Below are 26,774 nucleotides of genomic sequence, written 5' to 3' on the forward strand. Positions count from 1 at the left end.
TTTGATTGTGCAATATTGCTAGGAGAAAAAATGATTGAGCTGAAATTAGTAGATGAGAGCAGCTTTCAGGCAGTGCTGGATTTGAAAATATCTGAAGCTGATGAACGAGCATGTTTCGTGGCTCCAAATGTGCGCTCTTTAGCTGACGCATGGCTCTACCGGAAAAATGAAGATGTGTTTCCGATGGCAATCTATTGGGATAAGCAAGTGGTTGGCTTTCTCCTACTGGAAATAGACAAGGATGAAGCGGAATACTTTATCTGGCGGATAATGATTGGTCAGCAGTACCAAGGAAGAGGCTATGGTCGAAAAGCCTTGGAAGTTCTGATCAAAAAGGCTCAGATGGATAGAGCTTGTAGTCATATTATCGCAGATTATGTGGTTGGAAATGAAAAAATGAAGCGCCTGCTGACTAGTCTGGGTTTTCAGGAAACAGGATTTATAGAAGAGAATAACGAAGTTGCTATGCGCTTGGATCTAGAGAAAGAGGAATAGAATGACGAAAAAAGCCTTGATCAGTGTCTCAGACAAGACAGGCATTGTAGAATTTGCCCAAGAACTTAAAAAACTTGGTTGGGATATCATCTCAACCGGTGGGACCAAGGTGGCCCTAGACAATGAAGGGGTGGGCACCATTGCTATAGATGATGTGACTGGTTTTCCAGAGATGATGGATGGCCGTGTCAAGACCCTCCACCCAAACATTCACGGCGGTCTCTTGGCTCGTCGGGATTTAGATAGCCACCTGCAAGCGGCCAAGGAGAATCAGATTGACCTTATTGACCTGGTCGTGGTGAACCTCTATCCTTTTAAGGAAACCATTCTCAAGCCAGGTGTGGAGTATGCGGACGCAGTGGAAAATATTGACATCGGTGGGCCCTCTATGCTGCGCTCTGCGGCTAAAAATCATGCCAGCGTGACAGTTGTTGTAGATCCGGCTGATTATGCCCTTGTTCTGGAAGAGTTGGCAGCAAATGGCCAAACGACCTATGAAACGCGGCAACGCTTAGCCGCCAAGGTTTTCCGTCACACAGCTGCTTATGATACTTTGATTGCAGATTATTTCACGGCTCAGGTGGGTGAAAGCAAGCCTGAAAAACTAACCCTGACCTATGAGCTCAAACAGCCTATGCGCTACGGGGAAAATCCCCAGCAGGATGCGGACTTCTATCAAACGGCCCTGCCTCTGGGCTACTCTATCGCCTCTGCCAAGCAGCTCAACGGTAAGGAACTGTCCTTTAACAATATCCGCGATGCGGATGCGGCTATTCGTATCATTCGGGACTTTCAGGATCAGCCGACGGTGGTGGCCCTCAAGCATATGAATCCCTGCGGTATCGGCCAGGGTGAGACCATTGAGCAGGCCTGGGATTATGCTTACGAGTCTGATCCTGTTTCCATCTTTGGCGGCATTGTTGTTCTCAACCGCCAGGTGGATGCAGCGACAGCTGAGAAGATGCACGGCATTTTCCTGGAAATCATCATCGCACCGAGTTACACGGGTGAAGCACTGGCGATTTTGACCAATAAAAAGAAAAACCTGCGGATCCTGGAGCTGGCCTTTGAGGCCCAAGCTGCATCTGGAGCAGAAGCGGAAGTGACCGGTGTTCTGGGCGGTCTCCTAGTGCAGAACCAGGACGTGGTCGAGGAAAATCCAGCCGACTGGCAGGTGGTCACCAAGCGCCAGCCCAGCGAGCAGGAGCGTGTGGCTTTGGAATTTGCTTGGAAGTCCGTCAAATATGTCAAATCCAACGGTATTATCATTACCAATGACCGTCAGGTGCTGGGAGTCGGTCCTGGTCAGACCAACCGGGTGGCATCGGTCAAGATTGCCATCGACCAGGCCAAGGACCGGCTGGAAGGCGCAGCCCTGGCTTCTGACGCCTTCTTCCCCTTCGCCGACAACATCGAAGAAATCGCCGCAGCCGGTATCAAGGCCATCATCCAGCCTGGCGGCTCCGTCCGGGACCAGGAGTCTATCGAAGCGGCTGACAAGCACGGCCTGACTATGATTTTTACTGGAGTCAGACATTTTAGGCATTAAAAAGTTAATAAATAGCGAAAGGCAATCAGCAAAAGGTTGATTGTTTTTTATTTTGTAAATTTATCGTTCAATTATGAAATTTTGAATAGATTCTGGTATAATTGCTTTGAACAAGTGTAATGATGTAGATTGGAAAAATTATGCCTGAGCAACAAAATAATAGTAATTGGTTTAAGTGGTTGAATTATGTGAAAGAAGAGGTAGGGGTAAAAAATTATATAAAGCAACTAGTTCCTCAATATGTTTTAATTATAATACCAATATTATTATCTTTGCCAAATTGGATAGCCAATTTTTGGGGAATAACCTTTTTAATAATTATATTTTTCGTTTTAATTGCTTTTCAAACTTTTTTGGAATATAAAAATGATATAGAGCATGTTCAAAAAATTCAACAATTAGAAGAAGAAATCGAAAGAGCTAGACAAGAAAAAAGGCGTCTTGAAAATGAAAATGAATTTTATGCCTTAACAATTGAAGATAATCAAAAGTATTTTTTAATCATGCTTTATAGAAAATTAGGGTTAACGGAATCAGATAGAATATCATTATATTATAGAAACAGTATTGATAAAGACTTTGAAATTGTAGCTCGATATAGTACATCAAATCGTTTTAAAGAGCATAGTCGCCCTTCGTATCCACATGATCAGGGATATATTTCTAAATGTTGGGAGACAAAGGATGATGATTTTTATGTGGATGATATTCCTGAAGAAAGCTATACTGTAAACATTGATTATTTTGCTGGTGAAATGAATATGGATCCTGAAACACTAAGACATTTAAAAATGCAAAGCCGCGCATTTTATATAAAAAATGTGAAGGACAAGAATAGGGATAAGTCTATAGGTGTTATTGTTATCGAATCTATAAATTCTAAAATCGCGAATTTAAATGAGAAACAATTGAAAAATAAATTAGATTCTGATACTATGGAGTATCTGTATCAACTTATGGATAATAAATTGAGAGGAAATTAATAATGAAAAATATGGTAGACCAAGTATTACGCTATATAGTAAAAAACTATCCCATTCCTGAAGATTTAACTAAAACAAGAACAACGAAGTTAGTGTACTTGGTTGATTGGGAAATGGCTAAGAGAAAACACAGGCAGTTAACTGATATTGAATGGAAATTTGATCATTTTGGGCCTTTTGTTTCAGATGTTTATGATGCGGCTGATAAAGATAAGGAATTGAGCATTGTAAAAAAAACATCAGCGTTCGGTACAACAAAGTACATAGTTCAATCTAAAAATGATAGGGAACGGCTAGAATATCCTGATTTAGACAGAGAAACACAAGCGATAATTAATGATGTAATTGATAAAACAAAGAATCTTTATTGGAACGGATTTATTGAGTATGTCTATGATACATATCCAATAAAACATGTTCAAAAGTATAATCATTTAAATTTAGTTCAATTAGCAGAGGAAGAATCCAGATTAAACATTCAATAATTTTAAAAATCCTCGGTTCGTTATGAACCGAGGATTTTTGAGTAGTCTTATACTCAATGAAAATCATGAACAAACTAAGCAGTAGCAGTCTGCTCAAAGTACTGGTTTGAAGTGGTTTTGAGGAGTGCGAAAGCGACTTATTTAGGATAGATATAGGTCAGGCGGCCCCAGTAGGAAGCAGTTGGGTCAAACCAGCCACGGAAGTTGCTGATGTACTGCTTGCCGAGGTAGTTAGACTCTTGGATCTGGATGCGGGTATTGGATTCGACATGAGTCACAACACCGACGTGGCCGTAGCCGCCGTCATCCCAGCAGGCGATGGCGCCAACCTCAGGCCTACTGCCGGTACGGAATCCAGCTCTTCTGGCGCTAGCCGCCCATTGACCTCCGTTGCCCCAGTAATTTCCTGCCCAAGGAGCTAGAGCCTTGGCTCCCCAAGTGCATTGACCGACAGGATAGGTTGTCGCGTTAGCAGCAGCATAGTTAGGTTGAATATTAGCTGATTGAACGCTTGATTTTTCAACCTGATAGCTAGTTCCAGTCAGACCAGTCAGTTGTCCCGCTTTTCTACGATAGACATGGGTGTTAAATAGACCGCTCCCCTTGTGATTCTGAGTATCTACGGTAAACTTGTAAGTTCCATTGCCGACCTTATTTGCAGTATACCATTTGATATCATCTTGCCCATTGACTTCTGACCAAGTTGGCAGAATAATATCGCCATCTCCGTAGGCGTCTGTCACTGTCACCTCATAACGATTAGCCTCAGTTTTCCTGACTGCAACCTTGGCTTGAATTTGGTCGGTAGACATTGAGACTGTATCTGCTGCGTAGCTACGCTCACTGCCGTCCTTATAGGTGACATACACATGGTTGTTATAGGTTCCAGACAAAGCCTGATGATTACGGATATCAAAGGTTGCGCTGAAGGAGCCATCTCCGTTAGGCGTTGCCTTATACCATTTAAGATTGCTCTGATTGCTAGTGCTCCAAATGGGAACTTGGACAGACTTTATGGGTTTAGATAAAGCTGTTTCAGTGATTTTTACAGTATAGGTTCCTTGTTTGGGGTTGATATTTTCTATAGTAAAAAGCGGCTTTTGCTCCTCTTCAGAAGGCAATTTTCCACTATCAATTTGTGCAGTAGTCCCTGAGAGACCTGTTAAGTCTGACTTAACATAACTTTCACCGTAAAGGTGGATATTGTAAGTCCCAGTGTCGTAGTTATGCTTTCTGAGTTCCACCCGAGCGCTGTAGCTGCCATCTGGATTTTTGCTTGCTTCGTACCATTGTAAATCATCTTGCCCTTTCTTATCAGACCAAGTTGGAAGAACAATTCGATGCATGGTGTCAGGTACGTTTTTGACAGTAATTTCCATGATACCGGTCTGAGGGAAGCTGGTCTCAACATTAGGATTAGGTTTTTCTAAATTGAAAGTGGTTCCGTTTAAGCCAATCATCTTACCATCTTTATTTTCATAAGTATGAATGTGATAAGTTCCATAGCCTTTGTGATTTGAAAGTTCAAATTCAGTAATATCTTGTCCTGCATTGTACCATTTGATATCATCTTGTCCATTTTCATCAGACCAAACAGCATGTAAAATATTAGAATTTAGTTGGTCTTTGTTGCGATTAAAGTGAATTTGAGCGGTTTTCCCTAGGATATTAGAAGTGACATTAATGGCTGGTTTATCGAGAGTAAAGGTTGTTCCATTCAGCCCAATTAATTTTCCATAGAGATCAATATAGGTATGAACATGAAAGGTTCCGTAACCTGGATGGTTACTCAGGTCAATGTCAGTGTTAGTAGTTGTTGTTGACGGTGCTTCATACCATTTGATATCATCCTGTCCGTTCTCGTCAGACCAAACAGCATGTAGAATACGATGAGGTTCTTGAGCTTGGGAACGGGTATAACTAATAGAGGCTGTACGATCGTTCACAGTCACATCGACATTGCTGGCACGATCAGTAGGGCCTAGAATTTTGACTTCAGATTCAGGCGTTTCGGTCGCATGAACTGTTGAGTGGCTCGCAAAGAGACCTAGGACAGCTCCGGATAATAAAAACAGTTTTTGATATTTCTTCATAAAACTCCTTTGTGAGAATGGTTTTGGATGGGCCCACCTGTATTATTCGGAAAACTTATTTGAAAATGATAGTAAATTTGAAAAGCCCTGAATATTTTCTGTCTAAAATAGGCATAATCCACTCAAAAAGGAGAAAATAAACAGGCCATACTGAAGAAATTTACCTATGATGTAATCTATACGAAAAAGGCTTTAAAACAGTTAAAAAAACTAGATCCTTATACTCGAACTTCCATTTTGACTTGGATTGACAATCATTTGCAAGACACCGACAATCCCCGCCAGCACGGTAAAGGCCTGACCGCCAATCGCGTAGGTGAATGGCGCTATCGTGTTGGAAACTACCGCATCCTGGCCAATATCCTGGATGATGAAATCATCATTGAAGTCTTTGCGGTTGGGCATGGGTAATAGTTTTTGATAAACCTGCATTTTATGAACCATTGAAAGAAAGATTGTTAAAAGAATTGAGAATAACCACATAAGATAGTTTCTTTAGTAAGTTGAATTATGGTATAATCTTTGTAAGAAATGAGAGGAGGTAACTATAGTGAATGTTAAAACAAACTATTTATTAAATAGATTTTTTTCAAGGGCTACTATAAGTAATCTTCTTAAATATAATAAAGACGAAGTTTTTGAAAGAATATCAAAAGAAGAGACGAGTCATTTAGAAACAATCCAAAGCGTTTATCAAGAATTATCTAAAACATATCGGAACGAATATTTTTATAAGAATACTCTTTTGAATAAACGTTTATTAGGAATACATAGCGTCAATACTACAACAGCTTTAACAGAAATACCTGTCGGTAGAGCGAAACCGGATTTTATTTTAATTAATGGGAAAGCAGTTGTATATGAAATAAAAACAGAATTAGACAATTTTGACAGGCTTGAAAATCAAATCAATGAATATTATAAAGCTTTTAACCATGTTGCCATTATGACATACGAAAAGAACATTGAAACGGCAAAAAGAAAAATTGCTGAGATTAATAAACCTATTGGTCTATATATTCTACAAAAAAACGTAAAAATTAAAACAGTGATGGAACCCAAGGAATACAACAATGATTTAGATAGAGACGTTATTTTTAGTATTCTTCGGAAATACGAATACGAAAGTATTATTGAGAAGCGTTTTGGTTCCTTACCTCAAGTCTCTCAATTTGATTATTACGATGTTTGTAGGCAACTAACTGAAGATATTCCACTGGGGCGATTTTATTCAGATTTTTTAATTGAACTGAAAAAAAGGAATCCAATCAATAAGGAATTATTTACAGCAGTCCCGTACGAACTCAAATTTTTAGTGTATTTCATGAATTTTAAACCAAAAGATTATGATGCACTTGCACAATTTTTACAAAAATAGGAGGAGTAGGGTATGTACTTTCCATATCTAAGAGGTCGGCAGTATGAGCTAATAGCACTCAGAGAGTTGTTAGCCAATAATAAATTGGGCAATAATGTGATTCCAATTATTGAACCAGTGAAATTGTCCCCAACTCTAGTCAGCACTTTGGAAGCATTTGAAACGAAGAAGCAACCGTGCGCTCTCATCATGAATCCAGCGGTAGGGTCCTTTAATGAGGAATACAGCAAAAACGAGAAAAATCGAGCAAACCGCTTAGACGAAGTGATTGAGCAGAGTGAGCATTTGTACTATGCCTCACTGATGAGCAGGGGTTATCAAAAAGATGATAATTTCAAGCAGAATGATGACATGAGCAGGCAAATCATAATATGTAAAGATCCTGATGATTTAAATGGATATGAAGGTAATTATAGTACAGAACTAATAGCCTACAATCTTATTGGGGAAGACAGTAAGTTAAACAGAGAGGTAAGCGGGAGCAAAGTCAAGATTAGTGACAGATTTAAGAAAGCGCCAAGAAATGTAGATTATGCTAAAAAAACAGATGAATTTTTCTCAAAAGATCATAAATATTTTTTAAAGGAAGGGTATAAGGGGTTTTCGGATTACTCTATCGTTGGCGAGAGCTACAGTGATTCAGGATTTGCTCCTACTGCCATAGCCATTCATATCGTTTATTTTAATGAAAAACAAGATTTAAGAATTCATCATTTTGTATCTGATACAAATGAAAATTTGAGAAACCAGGCGGGTAAGTTTGAGGAGGCTCTTGAAAAGTTATTAAACGCTATTGAAGAAGGTAAAATATCACAGACAATGGCGATCAAAGAGTTTCAACGATTGTCCGATACCAAAACATATCCAGGGCTTGGCACCATTAAAAAATTAACCATGATGCATCATATTGAATTGGTTGGTAAATATCTTGATCAAATAAATGGAGACAGATAGTTAATGAAGTTTTGTCAAAAATGCTTTGCAGATGAAATTCTTAAATCTCAAGTAATCATAGCTGGAAGACAGTCTAGCTGTGATTTATGTAGTAATGCGAATGACTTTGTTTATGATACGCAGAAAGATAATTATTTAATTGATTATTTTAGTTCATTTATTTCTATTTTTTCTCCAATAGAAAAAATAGAAAATTTCCAATCTGGGCAGACACGCTATTAAAAACTGAAGTAGCAACAAATTGGAACATATTTACTACTAATGATGAGTATAATGTTTATCAAATGCTTTTAGAAATTTGTAAAGAACTGTTTGAAGAAATTCCAAACTTGTTAAACTCACCTGTTGGAGTAGATAAAATGTATGATCCTATCTATTTACAGGAGCATTCGTTATTCAGTAAGGGTTGGGAATGTTTTGTTGAAGATATTAAATATAACAACCGCTTTCATTCTAACCAGATAAATAGGGCTATTTTAGCAAAGTATTGTGAAGCTATCCAAAAGACTTATTCAGGAGGAGAACAATTCTTTAGATGTAGAATTTCAAAAGATAGAAAACAATTTGAGCCGAAAGAAATAGATGCACCTCCTAAAGGTAAATCTGCTGATGGAAGAGCGAATGCAAGAGGGATTGTGACGTTATATTTGGGTGATACAGAAAAAACAGCGATACATGAAACTAGAACAGGTTTATATGACCATGTCTGCATTGGGACTTTTGAATTAAAGTCTCCTATAATAGTTATTGATTTTAAAAAAATCAATGAAATTAGTCCCTTTCAAGATGGGATTATTGATGATATTGCCGAGTTGGCAATTAATAAAAAGCATCTAAAACAAATTGATTATGAGATGGGGAGAGTAATGAGAAAGTCTGATGATGTTTTAGATTATCTCCCAACTCAATATATAGCTGATTTTGTCAGATCTATAGTCTCAGAAGAATATCCTGAACAATATGCCTTTCAAGGAATTGAATTCCGTAGTGTTATGAATCCAGAAGGTTTCAATTTAGCTATATTCACACCAGAGTGTTTTGATGTAATTGATATAAAGACAAAACAAATAAGCCGTGTTTCATATGAATGGTAGATTTTCTACCTGAAAAAATTAACTATCTTTTGTTTGAGGAATTTTTGCTCTACTTCGCCTATCTTCATGATGAGGCGTTTTTGTTTTGTAAAGATTTCTGGAGCCGCAATCTATTTCGTTTCCCTAAAATTCATCTTATTCTCCCTATTTTTCTCATTAGAATGGAATAAAAATGGAATAAAACGAACGATTATGATATAATTTAGATAAATAATTCGTAAAAATGGCAATAATTTTTACGTGATGTGTTAGTTTGGTGCGTAAGCGCCTGTGATATTGGATATTGAGGTATCTTGGCTATGAAGCTTTTAGTTGTTGGTTCAGGCGGTCGTGAGCATGCGATTGCCAAGAAGTTATTGGAATCTCAGGGTGTGGAGCAGGTGTTTGTCGCTCCTGGAAATGATGGCATGACCTTGGATGGGTTGGATTTAGTAAACATTGGAATTTCCGAACATTCCAAACTAATCGAATTTGCCAAGGAGAATGATATTGCTTGGTCTTTTATCGGTCCGGATGATGCCCTAGCAGCTGGAATTGTAGATGATTTTAACCAAGCTGGACTCAAGGCTTTCGGCCCATCTCGTTTAGCAGCGGAGCTGGAGTGGTCCAAGGATTTTGCCAAGGAAATCATGGTTAAATACGGTGTTCCGACAGCAGCTTATGGCACATTTTCCGACTTTGAGGAAGCCAAAGCTTACATCGAAAAGCAGGGAGCACCTATCGTGGTCAAGGCGGACGGCCTAGCTCTGGGGAAGGGTGTGGTCGTCGCAGAGACCGTGGAGCAGGCAGTCGAAGCAGCTCACGATATGCTCTTGGATAATAAGTTTGGCGACAGCGGTGCACGTGTGGTGATCGAAGAGTTCCTGGACGGCGAGGAGTTCTCCCTATTTGCCTTTGTCAATGGCGACAAGTTTTACATCCTTCCGACAGCACAAGACCACAAGCGGGCCTATGATGGGGACAAGGGGCCCAATACAGGCGGTATGGGAGCCTATGCGCCAGTTCCTCACCTGCCACAAAGCGTGGTGGATCAGTCAGTTGAGACGATTATCAAGCCGGTTCTCAAAGGCATGATAGCTGAGGGCCGACCTTATCTTGGCGTGCTCTACGCTGGGCTGATTCTGACAGCCGATGGCCCCAAGGTTATCGAGTTCAACTCGCGCTTTGGCGACCCAGAGACCCAGATTATCCTGCCGCGCCTTACGTCTGATTTTGCGCAGAACATCACGGACATTTTGGACAAGAAAGAGCCTGCTATCACTTGGCTGGATGAGGGGGTGACACTTGGCGTGGTTGTCGCATCAAATGGCTACCCGCTGGACTATGAGAAAGGCCTGCCTCTGCCAGAGAAGACAGCTGGCGACATCATCACCTACTATGCTGGGGCTAAGTTTGCGGAAAATAGCAGAGCACTGCTGTCAAATGGCGGCCGAGTGTACATGCTGGTCACCACAGCAGATACCGTCTCAGCTGCGCAGGAAAAAATCTACGACCAACTAAAAAAACAGAACACAACAGGCCTCTTTTACCGAACGGATATCGGAAGCAAGGCGGTGAAATAAAACTCTTCGAAAATCTACGATTGACTGTGTTAAAGTTCCTTGAAGAACTTCAGTTCGAACTTTATCGCTTTGCCCAGTCATTCTGAGAATTTATTCGAGCATTTGCAATACTAGCGCTAGCTTAGGCGACGCAGTCGCTAAATACGATATGGTCGCCGTGGTGAAAAGACCAGAACAGTGTATGTTCTGGTCTAGGGAAAATTTGAGACTTTGGGCTCAAATTTTAGGAATGAAACCGAAGGTTTGCTTCCGACCTACCACCTAAGACCATTATCAAAAAGAAAAAGGATATTAACAATGAAACCAATTATTTCCATCATCATGGGCTCCAAATCCGACTGGGCCACCATGCAAAAAACTGCCCAAGTTTTAGATCGCTTCGGTGTAGCCTACGAAAAGAAAGTCGTCTCAGCCCACCGCACGCCAGACCTCATGTTTCAGCATGCCGAAGAAGCCCGCAGTCGCGGTATCAAAGTCATTATTGCAGGTGCTGGTGGTGCCGCCCATTTGCCAGGAATGGTAGCGGCTAAAACGACTTTGCCTGTCATCGGTGTACCGGTCAAATCACGCGCGCTCAGCGGTCTGGACTCGCTTTATTCGATTGTTCAGATGCCGGGTGGTGTGCCTGTGGCGACTATGGCAATCGGTGAAGCGGGAGCGACAAACGCTGCCCTGACTGCCCTTCGGATCTTGGCCATTGAAGATCAAGGCCTAGCAGCCGCGCTAGCAGATTTTGCTGAAGAACAAGGAAAAATCGCTGAGGAGTCTACGAATGAGCTCATCTAAAACAATCGGAATCATCGGTGGCGGTCAGCTGGGACAGATGATGGCCATTTCTGCTATCTACATGGGGCATAAGGTCATCGCGCTGGATCCTGCGGCGGACTGCCCAGCCTCTCGCGTGGCAGAGATTATCGTGGCGCCTTATAACGATGTGGATGCTCTGCGTCAGCTGGCTGAGCGTTGCGATGTCCTGACCTATGAGTTTGAAAATGTCGATGCGGACGGTTTGGATGCCGTTATCAAGGATGGTCAGCTCCCTCAAGGGACGGACCTGCTCCGCATTTCTCAAAATCGGATTTTTGAAAAGGACTTTCTCTCAAACAAGGCCCAAGTCACCGTTGCACCCTACAAGGTCGTGACTTCTAGCCAAGACTTGGCGAATATCGACCTGTCGAAAAACTATGTCCTCAAGACTGCGACAGGTGGCTATGACGGACATGGACAAAAGGTTATCCGCTCGGAAGCAGACTTGGAAGAAGCCTATGCGTTAGCTGATTCAGCAGCCTGCGTTTTGGAAGAATTTGTCAACTTTGACCTTGAAATTTCTGTCATCGTGTCTGGTAATGGCAAGGACGTGACAGTTTTCCCAGTTCAGGAAAATATTCACCGCAACAACATTCTCTCTAAAACGATTGTGCCAGCTCGCATTTCAGAAAGTCTAGCTGAAAAAGCTAAAGCCATGGCAGTACGAATCGCAGAACAGCTTAACCTATCTGGAACTCTCTGTGTGGAAATGTTTGCGACAGCTGACGACATCATCGTCAATGAGATTGCCCCACGGCCACACAACTCTGGCCACTACTCTATCGAAGTCTGCGACTTCTCGCAGTTTGACACCCATATTCTGGGCGTCCTTGGAGCACCATTGCCAGATATCCACCTGCATGCACCAGCTGTCATGCTCAATGTTCTCGGCCAGCATGTTGAGGCCGCTGAAAAATATGTCACAGAAAATCCAAGCGCCCACCTCCACCTGTATGGTAAAATAGAAGCGAAGCACAACCGTAAAATGGGACATGTAACTTTGTTTAGTGATGAGCCGGATAGCGTGGTTGAATTAGGGAAAGGGATTGATTTTTAATGGATAGGTTAAGAAAAAAACGACTCTTTACTATAATTTGGATTATCGCATTTGTAGTTGCAGCAGGTCAAGGAAAATATCTTGTGTCATTATTCTTATTTATTTTAATCCCTTTAATGATTTTTTGGTGGCGTAAAGAACTTGTATCTAAGATAAAAGAAAAAATTAATATTTTTAAAGATGTTAAGCAAAAGAAATACTTTTTAATTACTGAGAGTAATCATACATCAGATATTGTAAGAAGGCGAGAAATAGGCGATATTGTTTTGGAAATAGTAGGGCTATCTTTTGTTGCTATTCTTTTAGGGTATTCGCTTATAATGAAGGTTTTTCCGAAAACAGAGCTATATTTTAAGAATATAGTGTTGGTAGTTCTAGGAATTATGCTCGTTATTTTTTTGGTTAGTGTTCTAAATAATCTTAGATATTATTGGACTAGTTTGTATTATTATATAATTCCGTTTATATTTATTGTAATTTGTAGACAGGATGTAGTGAAAAAATCAAATATTTTAATGTTTTTTCTATGGATAGCAGTTGCTTATCTTATATTTGCTATGTCATTACCTATCTATATCCTTAGAAAAATAACAAATAATATTATTTTGTTGAGTATTTTTATATCTGTTATAATTCCCATAGTATTTAACCATCTCTTAGTGAAATATATTATGGAATATATAAATCAGTCAAGGTCTGATATAGATATATATAAGCAAATGATTCACCAATATAAAATTCCCAAAGCTATAGTTGATTATATATATAAAACACCTGAAACATTTAAAATGTTTAACACTATTATAGATAAGTGGACAACAAACGAAACATCTTCAATTTTGGGAACAATGAATTTTTTGTGTATTTCTTCATATTCTCTTGGTAGTTTTATTATAAATATGAAATTAAAATTAGGGGATTCAAAAGCAAAAGAGATATATTCTGAGTTAATTGCACAAGAAAAAACATCTAAAAGCGATGATAGTCAAACTTACTCTAAAATACGAGACTGCATTTTCTATGGTGGTGAGAGTTATAAAAATCGGATTATTGATAATCTAAAGTATAGAGAGCTAATAGATAAGGTAGAATTTTCTAAAACAAAACATACTATAAGGCATAATTGTTTTATAAATTTGCTTAAAAAATTGTGGAATTGGATAAATAATAGGCTGAGAAGCTGGATTTAGTTACGAAGATATAGGAGGTTTCTATGATTCAAATCATCGTCAATGCTTTTGTGGAAGAAGGCAAAGAAACTGCCGTTGTAGAAGTGCTTTTTGCCAGCGCTGACCATGAAAAAGTAAAAGCCAAATATCAGGAATTAAAGATTCAATATCCAAACAATTATCTGGCTATCTATGACTTGCCATTGGATACAGATCTAAGTAGCTTGCCACACTATCCGTCGGTAGCGATAAGCAAGGAGGAGTTTGATTAGCCTATGAAAACTATTGGCCTGATTGGTGGTATGAGTTGGGAAAGCACCACATCTTACTACCAAATCATTAACGAAACCATCAAAAAAGAGCTGGGTGGTCTGCATTCTGCTAAAATTCTGCTTTACAGTGTTGATTTTGCAGAGATTGAGCATTATCAGGCAGTCGGAGACTGGGAGAAAAGCGGTCAACTGTTGGCAGATGTTGCTCAGCGCTTAGAGCAAGCTGGTGCGGATTTCATCGTTATTTGTACCAACACCATGCACAAGGTTGCTCCGCAGATACAAGAGCAGATTACGATTCCAATCTTGCATATTGCGCAGGCAACCGCGCAGGCCTTGTTGGCTGACGGTATTCAAAAAGTCGGCCTCCTAGGAACCAAGTACACCATGACTCAAGATTTTTACAAGGAGAAATTAATAGAGTCTGGGTTAGAAGTGCTGATTCCAGACCAAGCTGGTATTACAGAGGTCAATCGGATCATTTATGACGAACTCTGTCTAGGGGATATCAAAGAAAGCTCAAAGCAGACTTATCTTACCATTATAGATGATTTGAAAAAGGCTGGCGCAGAAGCTGTTATCTTGGGTTGTACCGAGATTGGTCTCCTCGTCAAGCAATCCGACACTGACCTGCCTCTTTACGACACAACAGTGATCCATGCAGAGAAAGCAGCGGAGTGGGCGGTAAATAAATGATTATAGAAGACAAGCACAACCGTAAGGTAGGGCATGTGACAGTGTTTGGTGATGAGGTTGATGAGATAGAAGAGTTTTTGAATGAAATATAGTAAGTTTTATGAGATAGTGAAAATGCCTTATAAAAGCATCTTAAAGATATTTGAAAACTTTAAAAGAAGGATTAGGAGTCAAGAAAGGTATCCTAAAAGTCTAGAGGATATAGAGAAAGAGATATACCAACTTAGTGATATTGATGATATTCTGAATTATATTTTAAAATACTATAATATTTATTATTCAATAAATAAATTAAATACTGTGATGAATTTAGCTATTATTCAAAGAAAGCAAGAATCGAATTCACAATTTTCACTGAAACTTATGGTTCAGTTATATGTATATATATTATTGAAGTATAACGGAGAGTCAAAGAAGGATGTAGTTACTTCAGATGAAATTAAAATTTTCTTTTTATTCATAAATGTCCTTCAAAATAATATATCTAATAACCAAGTGGAACAGTCAATACAAGATGGAAGGAGCGATAATTTACAAAGTTATCTAAGCTATCATTTTACTTTTCGAAAAGAACTTTGGGAGTACTATGAAATATGTAGGATGTTTGACAATGAGGCACGGAAACAATATGGATTTTCAATTTACAAAAATTTTGACAAGTTATTATATATAATCTGTAATGTTAAATCTTGCCCAGATGGATTAGTGTGTAGTTGTAGCCAATTTTCAGATAGAGAGTTAGATGAAATCTTTGGGGATATTAATTATAGCAAATTATTTATGAATACTTCAAAAAACATGGAAGTAAGATATTTGACCTCTTCTATACAAATATTAGGAGGTTCAATTGGAATTAAAAGGAATTTGACATATTTTTTACCTGCATCAGAACATATTCTATCTAGTATTGAACAAAAACTAATTTCTTCTTCAAAAAATAAAGGAGACATATTAGAGAAGGAATTAAAAAATATTTTGAAAAATAATTTTGGTGTTGATAATGTTTATCAATCTTTATATTTAAAAACTAGTAAAAAAGAGGAACAAGATTTCATTGTTATTTCAAGCAACAATATCCTATTAATAGAATGCAAGGCTAGGGATTTTAAAGAGATTCCGTTTAATCAAAAAATGTCAGAGGAGCGTCGCCAGCAGCTGTTTAAAAAAGTGGTATTGGCAGCTTCTGAACAAGCTGAGAGAGCTAAACAATATATCCTTAATAATGAAATTGCAATATTTACTGATAAAAAGGGAAGTAATGAGCGACTTAGAATTGAAAATATAAAATCTAAAAAAATTTATAAGGTAGTCGTAACATTAGATGATTACTATAAATTATCTGAAATGGCAATAGATTATTTTAAAGATAGGAATAGGAATGATTTGATTGACACATGGATTGTAAATTATTTTGATTTCCAAAAGATAATCTGGCATAGTGGAATAGAAAAGATATTTGATTATATATCTTATAGGACATCTGGAATTGAAACTATACGTTCTATTCAAGCTAGTGAGATAGCACAGTATGGATATTATATCAGTCCTAACTATAACTTTATCCCACCTAATGGTTACAATATTGAAGTTAATATAATGGGACGATTTGAAGATTGGTCACTACCTTTCGAAGAAAGTAAAAATGAACTTGTTTTAAACAACACAATATTTAAATAACAAAAGGAGAACTAACAATGATCAACCGTTACTCTCGCCCCGAAATGGCGAACATTTGGACTGAGGAAAATAAGTATAAGGCCTGGCTGGAGGTAGAGATTCTGGCTGATGAGGCCTGGGCTGAGTTGGGTGAGATTCCCAAGGAAGATGTGGCCTTGATTCGTGAGAAAGCAGGCTTTGACATTGACCGCATCTTGGAGATTGAGCAGGAGACGCGCCACGATGTGGTGGCCTTTACTCGGGCGGTTTCTGAGACGTTGGGCGAGGAGCGCAAGTGGGTGCACTATGGCTTGACCTCGACCGATGTGGTGGATACGGCCTACGGCTACCTCTACAAGCAGGCCAATGACATCATCCGCGAGGATTTGCGTCGCTTCACTGACATCATTGCAGAGCGGGCGCGGGAGCACAAGTTCACCATCATGATGGGGCGGACCCACGGGGTTCATGCGGAGCCTACGACTTTTGGTCTCAAACTCGCAACCTGGTACAGCGAAATGAAGCGCAACATTGAGCGTTTCGAGATTGCGGCTGCGGGTGTGGAAGCTGGGAAAATCTCTGGTGCGGTTGGGAACTTTGCCAACATTCCGCCATTCGTGGAAAGCTATGTCTGTGAGAAATTAGGAATCCGTCCGCAGGAGATTTCGACCCAAGTCCTACCACGTGACCTCCACGCTGAATACTTCTCAGCTCTAGCCTTGATTGCGACGTCTATCGAGCGCATGGCGACTGAAATTCGTGGTCTGCAAAAATCTGAGCAGCGCGAAGTTGAAGAGTTCTTTGCCAAGGGTCAAAAAGGTAGCTCAGCTATGCCGCATAAGCGCAATCCAATCGGCTCTGAAAATATGACTGGTCTGGCGCGTGTCATTCGCGGTCACATGGTGACAGCCTTTGAGAATGTCTCTCTCTGGCATGAGCGTGACATTTCCCACTCATCAGCTGAGCGGATTATCGCTCCGGACACGACTATTCTTATCGACTACATGCTCAACCGCTTTGGTAATATCGTCAAGAACTTGACCGTCTTCCCAGAAAACATGAAGCGCAACATGAACTCCACCTTTGGTCTTATCTTTAGTCAGCGGGCTATGTTGACCTTGATTGAAAAAGGTATGACGCGGGAGCAGGCTTATGACTTGGTGCAGCCAAAGACTGCCCAGTCTTGGGACAATCAAGTGGACTTCAAGCCTCTGCTCGAAGCGGACCCAGAAGTCACTTCCCGTCTGACTCAAGAAGAGATTGATGAAATCTTCAACCCAGTTTACTACACCAAGCGCGTAGATGAAATCTTCAAGCGCGTGGGGCTGGATTAAACATAAAAACGAGCCTGGGCAAAAAGTCCAGGCTTTTGAATCTAAATTAGAAAAAATAGATGACGCAGTGGTTGATTGGCATCTTCCTTCGCTTTGTTAGCTCTAAAGATGACCTAATGAACTGTGCGGGGGTGGGAAGACGAACTTTTTAACTTGTTTGAAGTTCTTTCCCACTCCCATTTTCTTTTTCTTAAATTTGACTAGCCAGTTGCCCGATTTTCTTGAGCATTTCTTGGCGTTGTTGGTCTGTTTTGCGTTCTACTCCGTTGAGCTCGGTCAGTTTGACTGGAGAAATTCCACAAAGTTTCAGGATTTGATTTTTAAGCACCTTACCGTAGTCTTGAACGAAAGGCAGGGCAAAACCTGGAGTATTATGGCTGGTGATAATCCAGCCGGATTTCCCTTGCAGGTGGCCTTGGAGTCCGACTTTCTTATAAGAGTAGGCAAAGTCAGCTGCAAAGACGCGGTCGATAAAGCCTTTGAGAATGGCCGGCATACCGCTCCACCAGATAGGGAAAATGAAAATCAGATGGTCTGCCCAAGTGATTAAATCTCGGTATTTGGCCATTTCAGGGTCTTTATGCAGATCACGGCGTCTGTGTTCTTGGTCAAAGCGTAAGATAGGGTCAAAATTTTCAGCATACAAGTCCAAGGTTTTTACCTCATGCTTCTTCGAAAGGTTTCTTTGAACTTCTTTGAGAATAGCAGCATTGAAGCCAGTTGGACTGGGGTAGGTGTAAATAATCAAGGTTTTCATGATCGTTCTCCTTTGATATAAATGTCAAGCATGTGCTCGATCGTGCTTTGGATGGCTTGAGGATCCAGGTCTTGTCCGATAGGACTGTTGGTCAGAACGGCCAGACCTGTGATAAAGCTCCAAAAGTGAAAAAGGCTTTCTGCTTCGCTATTGCTAAAATTTTCCTCCTTGCGAAGCTTTAAAACAAGCTCCTTAAATTTATCAAATCCAGGCAGGTCAGACTCCAAGAGTATGGTGTCCTGGGTCACTTTCATATATTTAAAAGGAAATTTGATAAAGAGAGCTTCGAAAAAATGAGGGTAGGTCTTAGCAAAAATAATGAAATTAAGACCAAGCTGGGTCAGCTGAGCACGCGCAGAACCTGTCGCATCAATCTTTTCATTGATTTCCTGGTTGAGAAACAGCGAAAGCCTGGCCAAAACCACCTTGAGGTAGCCTTCCTTGCTCTCAAAATGGCGGTATGGAGTGCCGTGAGTTACACCGCAGGCCTTGGCAACAGTCCTGAGCGAGAGCTGTTCAATTCCATGTTTTCCGATTTCTTCAATCCCTGTTTGAATGAGCTGTTCTTTCAGCTGGGCAGTATTGCGTTTCATTCATTTTCTCCTAAAGTATACACTGTCTACTTATCTACCTTTAGTATACACTGTCTACTTTTTCTTGTCAACTAATTTGATGCTTTCTTCTAGTCTAGGATGTGGCGGAATTTGCTTTCGGTAAGATAAAATGTTAAAATAACATTAAAATGATAGCGCTTTCTTTTTAGAGTGGATTGCTCATTGTAAAGAAACGCTGAGAAACGGAGGACACCTATGAAGAAAATTATCAATAATCCAACAGCGGTTGTGGACGAGATGCTGGACGGCTTGGCCTATATTCACAGCGATTTGGTTTATCGGATGGAAGGTTTCGACATCATTGCCCGCAAGAGTGAGAAGACAGGTAAGGTTGGCCTGATTTCTGGCGGTGGCAGTGGTCATGAGCCTTCCCACGCGGGTTTTGTCGGTGAGGGCATGCTGTCAGCTGCTATTTGCGGAGCGGTCTTTACATCACCAACACCAGACCAGGTCTTGCAGGCTATCAAGGAAGCAGATGAGGGAGCTGGGGTCTTCATGGTGATCAAGAATTACTCCGGTGACATCATGAACTTTGAAATGGCTCAGGAAATGGCTGAGATGGAAGGGATTGAGGTGGCTAGTGTCGTCGTAGATGATGATATCGCAGTGGAAGACAGCCTCTATACCCAAGGTCGCCGCGGAGTGGCTGGCACCATTCTTGTCCATAAGATTCTAGGGAATGCGGCGCGTGCAGGCAAATCTCTGACTGAAATCAAGGCTCTGGCTGATGAGATGGTCAAACATATTCACACAGTCGGCTTAGCTCTGAGCGGGGCAACCGTTCCGGAAGTCGGCAAGCCTGGTTTTGTTCTGGCTGATGATGAGATAGAGTTTGGCATTGGTATCCATGGTGAGCCCGGCTATCGCAAGGAAAAGATGCAGCCGTCTAAGGACTTAGCCAAGGAATTGGTCGAAAAGCTCAGTCAGTCTGTTGAGCTCAAATCTGGTAAGAAAATCGGCATTCTTATCAATGGTATGGGTGCAACACCGCTCATGGAGCAGTATGTCTTCGCGGCCGATGTAGCAAATCTTCTGGCAGATGTTGGAGTCGAAGTTGTCTATAAAAAACTGGGCAATTACATGACCTCCATTGATATGGCAGGGATTTCTCTGACCTTTATCCAGCTGGATCAGCCAGACTGGCTGACAGCTCTCAACAGTCCTGTCACGACAGCCGCTTGGTAAGGAGGTGCTTATGGACGCAGCAAGAGCAAAAAAATGGATGAAGTTGTTCAACGAGAAGATCCAGGAGCAGAAAGCCTATCTGTCTGATCTCGATACTCCTATCGGTGACGGCGATCACGGTGGCAATATGGCCAGGGGAATGGCGGCAGCAGTAGAGAGTCTAGCTGCTAAGGACTTTGCCAGTGCGGCTGAGGTTTTTCAGGCTGTTTCCATGCAACTGATTAGCAAGGTCGGCGGTGCTTCCGGACCTCTCTATGGCTCGGCCTTCATGGGCATGGCCAAGGCTGAAAAAGACGGCAAAGACTTGCCAGAGGTCATCCAAGCTGGGCTGGACATGATTCAGAAGCGGGGCAAGGCTGTGCCTGGTGAGAAGACCATGGTGGATGTCTGGTCGGGGCTTCCTCTTTCTCTGCAGTCTGGAGGCTTGACGCATGAAAAGATTGGTTCCCTAGTGGAAGCGACTAAGGATTTGAAGGCGACCAAGGGGCGGGCTTCCTATGTCGGTGAGCGCTCTATCGGTCATATCGATCCCGGTTCGGCTTCATCTTGTCTCCTCTTTGAGGCTCTTCTAGAAACGGAGGCAGGCTGATGGCAGATACTGGCATTCTTATCGTTTCCCATTCCAAAAATCTGGCCCAAGGCTTGTTTGATCTCATTTCGCAGGTGGCGGCAGATGTGGCCATCAGCTATGTGGGCGGGTTGGACGACGGTAGCATTGGTACCAGTTTTGAAGGTATTCAGGCAGCTTTAGATGCCAATGACAAAGACACTATTTTGGCCTTTTTCGATTTGGGATCAGCTCGCATGAATCTAGAAATGGTCGCAGACTTTTCTGACAAGGAAATCATTATCAATAATGTTCCCTTAGTAGAAGGAGCCTATACGGCTGCTGCTCTTCTTCAAGCCGGGGCAGATTTGCCTAATGTTTTGCTTCAGGTCCGTGAATTAGAAATAAAGAAATAGCAGGTTTTCTAGAGACTTAATAAACGACTTTATTTGCAAAATGAAGAACATTTTATATCAAAAAGCTGGGATTTAATCCCAGCTTTTTTGCTTTATCCTTGTACCAATTTTCAGGGGAAGAGCCAGTGTTTCTTATTTTTTCTTCTTTAAATTGATTAAAAATAGGACAAATACGTAGGCTATGTTTACTTTTTGACACAATTCACTTTTTAATGAACAAAAATTACTAGAATGGATTGCAAATTGGTATAGATAGACTTATAATAGATATAAGTACACAAGATGAAAAAACGACAGCCGATTAGAAGCCATCGTTTTTAATCTTAGTGGTCCCGATTGCAGGAAATGAACTTAATCTTGAAGAAGTCACCGCGTTTGTAAGTTTCGCTGTACTCTAAGATCTGTCCAGTGCTTTCCAGCTGGGTAATCTTCACCTGATGAACGGTCGGGAAGTTGGTATCAACTTCCAGTACTTTCGCAACATCTTTTGGTGTTGGGAAGACAATTTCATTGGTTTCTTCAAAATGCTCATCATTCATGTGAATGTGGTAGTCAGTTTTGAAGCGATTGTAGATAGAGCTGTAGTAGTCCATATCTGGATAGTTAGGATTGATGTACTGCTCAGGGATATAGGTTTGGTGATAGATATAGACTTTGTCGCCAGTCCGTCTGATCCGGTCAATCTTATAGTAGAACTGCGTTGGTGCCAGTTCTAGCTTATCCAAGATTTTCAGGTCATTCCCACGCTTGATGGAGAGAACAGTCACCTTATCTTTTTGGATAGGGAAGGTCTCAACGTCAGAAAATTCCACTAGCTTGTGCTTTCTTGCACGTGAAACGAAGGTTCCCTTGCCTTGTTGGCGGATGATGTAACCATCATTGGCCAGTTCATTCAAAGCGCGGACAACGGTAATGGAGCTGACATTAAACATCTGAATCAGCTCAGCTTCTGTGTAAAACTTATCGCCATTTTCAAATTTGCCAGAAATGATTTGCTGCTTGAGCTCATCTTTGATTTGTTGGTATTTTGGAATAGCCATTTTGTTCACCTCTCTTTTTTTACTTCTCTTACTTAAGATTTTAACATATTTTTAAAAAAAATGTTGACATTTATGCAAAAATTTATTATATTAATATTAATAAGAGATGAAAGCGGTTTTATACCTGGGGGAACATCAGATGGCAAGATTCAAAATTGGTCATTCCTTCTGTTTGGATGATCGGGAGTTTAAGATTTTATCGGGAGCCATTCACTATTTTCGGGTACAGCCTGAGGATTGGTATCATTCCCTTTATAATCTCAAAGCTCTGGGCTTTAATACAGTGGAGACCTATCTTCCCTGGAATATGCACGAACCCCAAAAAGGTGTCTTTAACTTCCAAGGGATTTTAGATATTGAGGCATTTTTACAGACAGCTCAGGATTTGGGACTTTATGCCATTATTCGCCCTTCGCCTTTTATCTGCGCGGAGTGGGAGTTCGGTGGTCTGCCGGCCTGGCTGCTCAATGAAAATATGCGCATCCGCTCATCAGACGAGGCCTTTCTGCGGGCTGTAGCCAGTTATTATGACGAGCTGCTGCCGCGACTGACTCCAAGGCTTCTGGACAATGGGGGAAACATCCTCATGATGCAGGTGGAAAATGAGTACGGTTCCTATGGGGAAGACAAGGCCTACCTGAGAGCAATCAGACGGCTCATGGAAGAACGAGGTGTAACCTGTCCGCTCTTTACTTCAGACGGACCTTGGCGGGCTACGCTTCAAGCTGGTACACTGATTGATGACGATGTCTTTGTGACAGGAAATTTCGGCTCTAAGGCAGATTACAATTTTGCCCAGATGCAGGAATTCTTTGACGAGCATGGCAAAAAGTGGCCGCTCATGTGTATGGAGTTCTGGGACGGCTGGTTCAATCGCTGGAAAGAGCCTATCATCAAGCGAGATCCAGACGAACTGGCTCAAGCTGTTCACGAAGTGCTCCAGCAGGGCTCAATCAATCTCTATATGTTTCATGGCGGTACTAATTTTGGCTTTATGAATGGCTGTTCGGCCAGAGGTGTCATTGACCTGCCACAGGTGACTTCCTATGACTATGATGCTCTACTCGATGAGCGTGGCAATCCGACGGACAAGTACTATGCAGTCCAGAGGATGCTGAAAGAGCATTATCCAGAGCATCCACAGATGGAGCCACTGGTGAAAGAGTCTTTTGAGCTTAGGAATATTCCGCTCAGTCAGAAAGTCAGTCTCTTTGAGACCCTGCCTGACTTGGCAGAGCCTATCGAAAGTCTCTATCCGATGAAGATGGAGGAGCTGGGGCAAAATGTCGGCTACCTGCTCTATCGGACTTGGGCTAGTTGGGATGCTGATCAGGAAAGGCTCCGTGTCATTGACGGCCGCGACCGTATGCAGCTCTATGTGGACGGTCAGCACATAGCAACCCAGTACCAGACAGAAATCGGTCAGGATATCATGGTGGACGGCCAGAAAAAGGCGGAGCACCAGCTTGACATTCTGATGGAAAATATGGGCCGGGTTAATTATGGGCACAAGCTACTGGCAGATACCCAGCAGAAGGGCATTCGTACCGGTGTCTGCAAGGATCTGCACTTCCTGATTGACTGGCAGCATTATCCGCTACCGCTGGACCATCCAGAAAAGATAGACTTTTCAAAAGGGTGGCAGGAAAATCAACCAGCTTTCTACGCTTTTGACTTTAAAATGAAAGCGCTTAAAGATACTTATCTGGATCTGTCCGACTTTGGCAAGGGCGTCGTCTTTGTCAATGGTGTCAGCATTGGCCGTTTCTGGAATGTCGGACCGACCTTATCGCTCTATATCCCGCACAGCCTGCTCAGAGAAGGTGACAATCGCATCATTATCTTTGAGACAGAAGGGATCTACAGCGAAACCATTCACTTAGTTAACCAACCTACATTTAAAACAATAAAGGGGGAAAATCTATGACAATAGTAGGTGCACGTATCGATGGACGTTTGATCCATGGACAGGTAGCCAATCTTTGGACTACCAAGCTCAACATTTCACGCATTATGGTGATTGACGATGAGGTAGCTGAAAATGCTATCGAAAAGAGCGGGCTCAAGCTTGCAACGCCAGCTGGCGTGAAACTCAGTGTCTTGCCGATTGCTAAGGCAGCAGAAAATATCTTGGCCGGCAAGTATGATTCGCAGCGACTCTTGATTGTTGCTCGCAAGCCAGACCGCTTCCTGCGGTTGGTCGAAGCTGGTGTTCCGCTGGAAACGCTGAACGTCGGCAATATGTCTCAGTCAGACGAAACTCGCTCTATTACTCGCTCTATCAATGTGGTAGATGCAGATGTTGAAGCCTTTCACAAGCTTCATGAAAAAGGAGTAAAACTGACAGCGCAAATGGTTCCCAACGATCCGGTTGAGGACTTCATGAAGTTATTAAAATAAGACAAAATTTTAGGAGGACATTGTTATGATACAATGGTGGCAAATTTTACTACTCACTTTGTACTCAGCTTATCAAATCTGTGATGAGTTGACCATCGTTTCGTCAGCAGGATCCCCTGTATTTGCTGGGTTCATTACTGGCTTGATTATGGGTGATTTGACGACTGGTTTGTTTATTGGTGGTAGCCTTCAATTGTTCGTTCTTGGTGTAGGAACATTTGGTGGAGCTTCTCGTATTGATGCAACATCAGGTGCCGTTTTGGCGACAGCCTTCTCTGTAGCACAAGGCATTAAGCCAGAGTTGGCTATTGCGACAATCGCAGTACCAGTAGCAACTTTGTTGACCTACTTCGATATCTTGGGTCGTATGACAACGACTTATTTCGCACACCGTGTGGATGCAGCAGTTGAACGCTTCGACTATAAAGGTATTGAACGCAACTATCTCTTAGGTGCACTTCCTTGGGCTCTGTCTCGTGCCCTCCCAGTCTTTCTGGCTCTGGCATTTGGTGGAGCATTTGTTCAAGCGATAGTAGATGGTGTTGCTGGTGTGAAATGGCTGGCTGCAGGTTTGACGCTGGCTGGTCGTATGTTACCAGGACTTGGATTTGCTATCTTGCTTCGTTATCTTCCAGTTAAACGTAATCTTCACTACTTAGCTCTTGGTTTTGGCTTGACGGCTATGCTGACTGTGCTTTACTCAAACATTCAAACTTTGGGTGGGGCTGTATCTAGTATTGTTGGAACTCTTCCAAAAGATGCTGCGATCACATTTGCCAACAACTTCAAAGGTTTGTCTATGATTGGTGTAGCTATCTTTGGTATCTTCCTTGCTGTACAGCATTTCAAATACAGCCAAAGAACAGTAGCTGCAGCTCCAGCTGCTAGCACAAAATCAGAAAGTGAGGAAATTGAAGATGACGAACTCTAATTATAAATTAACAAAAGAAGATTTTAAACAAATCAATAAACGCAGCTTGTTCACTTTCCAATTAGGCTGGAACTACGAGCGGATGCAAGGTTCTGGTTACCTCTATATGCTCCTGCCTCAGCTGCGCAAAATGTACGGAGATGGCACTCCAGAATTGAAAGAAATGATGAAATTGCATACGCAATTCTTCAATACATCACCTTTCTTCCACACCATTATTGCAGGTTTTGACCTAGCTATGGAAGAAAAAGACGGTGTTAAATCAAAAGATGCGGTCAATGGTATCAAGACAGGTCTTATGGGGCCGTTTGCTCCTCTTGGAGACTCCATCTTTGGCTCACTTGTACCAGCTATCATGGGATCTATCGCTGCTACCATGGCTATAGCAGGTCAGCCTTGGGGAATTTTCCTTTGGATTGCTGTAGCAGTTGCTTATGACATTTTCCGTTGGAAACAGTTAGAATTCGCCTACAAAGAAGGGGTCAATCTCATCACCAACATGCAAAGCACTTTGACAGCTCTTGTTGAAGCGGCTTCTGTATTGGGTATCTTTATGGTGGGTGGTTTGATTGCTACTATGATCAACTTTGAAGTATCCTGGGTATGGAACATCGGTAAAAAAGCTATTGATTTCCAAGACATGATGAATCTGATTTTCCCACGTTTGATTCCAGCAGTCTTTACAGGCTTTATCTTCTGGCTCTTGGGCAAGAAAGGAATGAACTCTACTAAGGCTATCTTCATTATCATTATCATGGCAGTAAGCTTCTCTGCTATCGGCTACTTCCTGCTGGGACAAGTACCAGAGTAATGGAGTAATTTATGAGCAAGAAATTAGTTTTAGTCAGCCACGGCCGCTTTTGTGAAGAGCTGAAAACAACTACGGAAATGATTATGGGACCTCAGGAAGACATCCATGCAGTAGCCCTGCTTCCGGAAGAAGGTCCAGAAGACTTCGCAGCTAAATTCTTAGAGACGGTCAAAGATTTTGAGGATTACTTGGTCTTTGCGGATCTCTTGGGGGGCACTCCTTGTAATGTGGTCAGCCGCTTCATTATGGAAGGACAGGATATCGAGCTTTATGCGGGGGTCAATCTGCCCATGGTCATTGAGTTTATTAACGCTTCTTTGACAGGCGCAGAAGTCAGTTATCCATCCAAGGCAGCAGAGAATATTGTTAAGGTTAATGATGTTCTAGCTGGTCTAATGGATGATGAAGATGAATAAAAGCTTGAACAGCCACTTCTAGTTAGGTCAAGTCCTTGCGCTGTCAGCAGATGGGAGACTGATGATAGGTGAG

General features: G+C 41.6%; 30 protein-coding genes. 26 read left to right on the plus strand and 4 right to left on the minus strand.

Annotated features, from left to right (window positions below; genetic code table 11):
• The first annotated feature begins 30 nt into the window (after positions 1–30).
• The 4 genes from MFP28_RS00270 (at position 31) to MFP28_RS00285 (ending at position 3,512) form a co-directional block, all read left to right on the plus strand.
• Positions 31–495, plus strand: a complete 465-nt coding sequence (locus MFP28_RS00270) for a GNAT family N-acetyltransferase (RefSeq protein WP_002907656.1) — start codon at positions 31–33, stop codon at positions 493–495.
• 1 nt (position 496) lies between these two features.
• Positions 497–2,044 carry a bifunctional phosphoribosylaminoimidazolecarboxamide formyltransferase/IMP cyclohydrolase gene (purH, locus tag MFP28_RS00275; RefSeq protein ID WP_002907657.1) on the plus strand — a complete coding sequence of 516 codons (1,548 nt, stop codon included), beginning with the start codon at positions 497–499 and terminating at the stop codon, positions 2,042–2,044.
• 140 nt (positions 2,045–2,184) lie between these two features.
• Positions 2,185–3,027: a hypothetical protein gene (locus tag MFP28_RS00280; RefSeq protein WP_002907659.1), complete on the plus strand. Its 843-nt coding sequence runs from the start codon at positions 2,185–2,187 to the stop codon at positions 3,025–3,027.
• Between the two features lie 2 nt (positions 3,028–3,029).
• The gene (locus tag MFP28_RS00285; RefSeq protein WP_002907661.1) at positions 3,030–3,512 is read left to right on the plus strand and encodes a Panacea domain-containing protein; all 483 of its coding nucleotides are present in this window, start codon (positions 3,030–3,032) and stop codon (positions 3,510–3,512) included.
• A 137-nt stretch (positions 3,513–3,649) separates the two neighbouring features.
• On the opposite strand, the gene MFP28_RS00290 is transcribed toward MFP28_RS00285, so the two are convergent.
• Positions 3,650–5,605: a GBS Bsp-like repeat-containing protein gene (locus tag MFP28_RS00290; RefSeq protein WP_002907663.1), complete on the minus strand. Its 1,956-nt coding sequence runs from the start codon at positions 5,603–5,605 to the stop codon at positions 3,650–3,652.
• Between the two features lie 150 nt (positions 5,606–5,755).
• Here MFP28_RS00290 and MFP28_RS00295 point away from each other — a divergent pair, with 150 nt between their 5' ends.
• From MFP28_RS00295 to purB, 14 genes are all read left to right on the plus strand, one after another.
• Complete coding sequence (locus MFP28_RS00295) at positions 5,756–6,016, plus strand: type II toxin-antitoxin system RelE family toxin (protein WP_080556496.1); 261 nt, start codon at positions 5,756–5,758, stop codon at positions 6,014–6,016.
• A gap of 139 nt (positions 6,017–6,155) precedes the next feature.
• Positions 6,156–6,983 (plus strand): sce7726 family protein, encoded by an 828-nt coding sequence (locus MFP28_RS00300; protein WP_002907666.1) that lies wholly within the window; start codon positions 6,156–6,158, stop codon positions 6,981–6,983.
• A 12-nt stretch (positions 6,984–6,995) separates the two neighbouring features.
• Entirely contained in the window at positions 6,996–7,937 is a 942-nt protein-coding gene (locus MFP28_RS00305; RefSeq protein ID WP_002907667.1) for a sce7725 family protein, read from the plus strand.
• A gap of 3 nt (positions 7,938–7,940) precedes the next feature.
• Positions 7,941–8,159, plus strand: coding sequence for a hypothetical protein (locus MFP28_RS00310; protein WP_002907668.1), 219 nt, complete (start codon positions 7,941–7,943; stop codon positions 8,157–8,159).
• Positions 8,160–8,221: 62 nt separating this feature from the next.
• Complete coding sequence (locus MFP28_RS00315; RefSeq protein WP_002907669.1) at positions 8,222–9,031, plus strand: RES domain-containing protein; 810 nt, start codon at positions 8,222–8,224, stop codon at positions 9,029–9,031.
• Positions 9,032–9,330: 299 nt separating this feature from the next.
• A complete protein-coding gene (purD, locus tag MFP28_RS00320) occupies positions 9,331–10,593 on the plus strand; it encodes a phosphoribosylamine--glycine ligase (RefSeq protein ID WP_002907671.1) in 1,263 nt (420 codons plus the stop codon).
• A gap of 297 nt (positions 10,594–10,890) precedes the next feature.
• Complete coding sequence (purE, locus tag MFP28_RS00325) at positions 10,891–11,379, plus strand: 5-(carboxyamino)imidazole ribonucleotide mutase (protein ID WP_002907672.1); 489 nt, start codon at positions 10,891–10,893, stop codon at positions 11,377–11,379.
• Entirely contained in the window at positions 11,366–12,457 is a 1,092-nt protein-coding gene (purK, locus tag MFP28_RS00330; RefSeq protein WP_002907673.1) for a 5-(carboxyamino)imidazole ribonucleotide synthase, read from the plus strand. Before purE ends, purK begins: the two co-directional genes overlap by 14 nt.
• Positions 12,457–13,647: a hypothetical protein gene (locus MFP28_RS00335; RefSeq protein ID WP_002907674.1), complete on the plus strand. Its 1,191-nt coding sequence runs from the start codon at positions 12,457–12,459 to the stop codon at positions 13,645–13,647. The genes purK and MFP28_RS00335 overlap by 1 nt, the downstream gene beginning before the upstream one ends.
• Before the next feature lie 23 nt (positions 13,648–13,670).
• Positions 13,671–13,898 carry a hypothetical protein gene (locus tag MFP28_RS00340; RefSeq protein WP_000614688.1) on the plus strand — a complete coding sequence of 76 codons (228 nt, stop codon included), beginning with the start codon at positions 13,671–13,673 and terminating at the stop codon, positions 13,896–13,898.
• Between the two features lie 3 nt (positions 13,899–13,901).
• Positions 13,902–14,594: an aspartate/glutamate racemase family protein gene (locus MFP28_RS00345; RefSeq protein ID WP_002907675.1), complete on the plus strand. Its 693-nt coding sequence runs from the start codon at positions 13,902–13,904 to the stop codon at positions 14,592–14,594.
• A complete protein-coding gene (locus tag MFP28_RS00350; RefSeq protein WP_032916144.1) occupies positions 14,591–14,686 on the plus strand; it encodes a hypothetical protein in 96 nt (31 codons plus the stop codon). The genes MFP28_RS00345 and MFP28_RS00350 overlap by 4 nt, the downstream gene beginning before the upstream one ends.
• 46 nt (positions 14,687–14,732) lie before the next feature.
• The gene (locus tag MFP28_RS00355; protein ID WP_314865652.1) at positions 14,733–16,271 is read left to right on the plus strand and encodes a nuclease-related domain-containing protein; all 1,539 of its coding nucleotides are present in this window, start codon (positions 14,733–14,735) and stop codon (positions 16,269–16,271) included.
• A 17-nt stretch (positions 16,272–16,288) separates the two neighbouring features.
• Entirely contained in the window at positions 16,289–17,584 is a 1,296-nt protein-coding gene (gene purB, locus MFP28_RS00360) for an adenylosuccinate lyase (RefSeq protein ID WP_002907678.1), read from the plus strand.
• A 190-nt stretch (positions 17,585–17,774) separates the two neighbouring features.
• Here purB and MFP28_RS00365 read toward each other — a convergent pair whose 3' ends face one another.
• Both MFP28_RS00365 and MFP28_RS00370 read right to left on the minus strand, forming a co-directional pair.
• Positions 17,775–18,341 carry an NAD(P)H-dependent oxidoreductase gene (locus tag MFP28_RS00365; protein WP_002907679.1) on the minus strand — a complete coding sequence of 189 codons (567 nt, stop codon included), beginning with the start codon at positions 18,339–18,341 and terminating at the stop codon, positions 17,775–17,777.
• Complete coding sequence (locus tag MFP28_RS00370) at positions 18,338–18,934, minus strand: TetR/AcrR family transcriptional regulator (RefSeq protein ID WP_002907680.1); 597 nt, start codon at positions 18,932–18,934, stop codon at positions 18,338–18,340. Before MFP28_RS00370 ends, MFP28_RS00365 begins: the two co-directional genes overlap by 4 nt.
• Positions 18,935–19,150: 216 nt before the next feature.
• Between MFP28_RS00370 and dhaK the strand changes: the two genes are divergently transcribed.
• From dhaK to dhaM, 3 genes are read left to right on the plus strand one after another with little or no spacing between them, the layout of a single operon-like run.
• Entirely contained in the window at positions 19,151–20,140 is a 990-nt protein-coding gene (dhaK, locus tag MFP28_RS00375; RefSeq protein WP_002907681.1) for a dihydroxyacetone kinase subunit DhaK, read from the plus strand.
• 10 nt (positions 20,141–20,150) lie between these two features.
• Positions 20,151–20,729 carry a dihydroxyacetone kinase subunit DhaL gene (gene dhaL, locus MFP28_RS00380; protein ID WP_002907682.1) on the plus strand — a complete coding sequence of 193 codons (579 nt, stop codon included), beginning with the start codon at positions 20,151–20,153 and terminating at the stop codon, positions 20,727–20,729.
• Positions 20,729–21,103 carry a dihydroxyacetone kinase phosphoryl donor subunit DhaM gene (dhaM, locus tag MFP28_RS00385; RefSeq protein ID WP_002898815.1) on the plus strand — a complete coding sequence of 125 codons (375 nt, stop codon included), beginning with the start codon at positions 20,729–20,731 and terminating at the stop codon, positions 21,101–21,103. The genes dhaL and dhaM overlap by 1 nt, the downstream gene beginning before the upstream one ends.
• A 323-nt stretch (positions 21,104–21,426) precedes the next feature.
• Here the strand turns inward: dhaM and MFP28_RS00390 are convergent, their stop codons facing one another.
• Complete coding sequence (locus MFP28_RS00390; RefSeq protein WP_002907683.1) at positions 21,427–22,143, minus strand: GntR family transcriptional regulator; 717 nt, start codon at positions 22,141–22,143, stop codon at positions 21,427–21,429.
• Between the two features lie 106 nt (positions 22,144–22,249).
• Here MFP28_RS00390 and MFP28_RS00395 point away from each other — a divergent pair, with 106 nt between their 5' ends.
• Genes MFP28_RS00395 through MFP28_RS00415 form a run of 5 tightly spaced genes read left to right on the plus strand, consistent with a single transcriptional unit; the run spans position 22,250 to position 26,701 of the window.
• Complete coding sequence (locus tag MFP28_RS00395; protein ID WP_002907684.1) at positions 22,250–24,070, plus strand: glycoside hydrolase family 35 protein; 1,821 nt, start codon at positions 22,250–22,252, stop codon at positions 24,068–24,070.
• Entirely contained in the window at positions 24,067–24,543 is a 477-nt protein-coding gene (locus MFP28_RS00400) for a PTS system mannose/fructose/N-acetylgalactosamine-transporter subunit IIB (protein ID WP_002898809.1), read from the plus strand. Before MFP28_RS00395 ends, MFP28_RS00400 begins: the two co-directional genes overlap by 4 nt.
• A gap of 25 nt (positions 24,544–24,568) precedes the next feature.
• Positions 24,569–25,474, plus strand: coding sequence for a PTS mannose/fructose/sorbose/N-acetylgalactosamine transporter subunit IIC (locus MFP28_RS00405; RefSeq protein WP_002898808.1), 906 nt, complete (start codon positions 24,569–24,571; stop codon positions 25,472–25,474).
• Positions 25,461–26,285 carry a PTS system mannose/fructose/sorbose family transporter subunit IID gene (locus MFP28_RS00410; RefSeq protein WP_002907685.1) on the plus strand — a complete coding sequence of 275 codons (825 nt, stop codon included), beginning with the start codon at positions 25,461–25,463 and terminating at the stop codon, positions 26,283–26,285. The genes MFP28_RS00405 and MFP28_RS00410 overlap by 14 nt, the downstream gene beginning before the upstream one ends.
• Before the next feature lie 11 nt (positions 26,286–26,296).
• Positions 26,297–26,701: a PTS sugar transporter subunit IIA gene (locus MFP28_RS00415; RefSeq protein ID WP_002894390.1), complete on the plus strand. Its 405-nt coding sequence runs from the start codon at positions 26,297–26,299 to the stop codon at positions 26,699–26,701.
• Positions 26,702–26,774: the final 73 nt, after the last annotated feature.

The sequence above is a fragment of the Streptococcus sanguinis genome (assembly GCF_050234405.1).
GTDB lineage: Bacteria > Bacillota > Bacilli > Lactobacillales > Streptococcaceae > Streptococcus > Streptococcus sanguinis_W.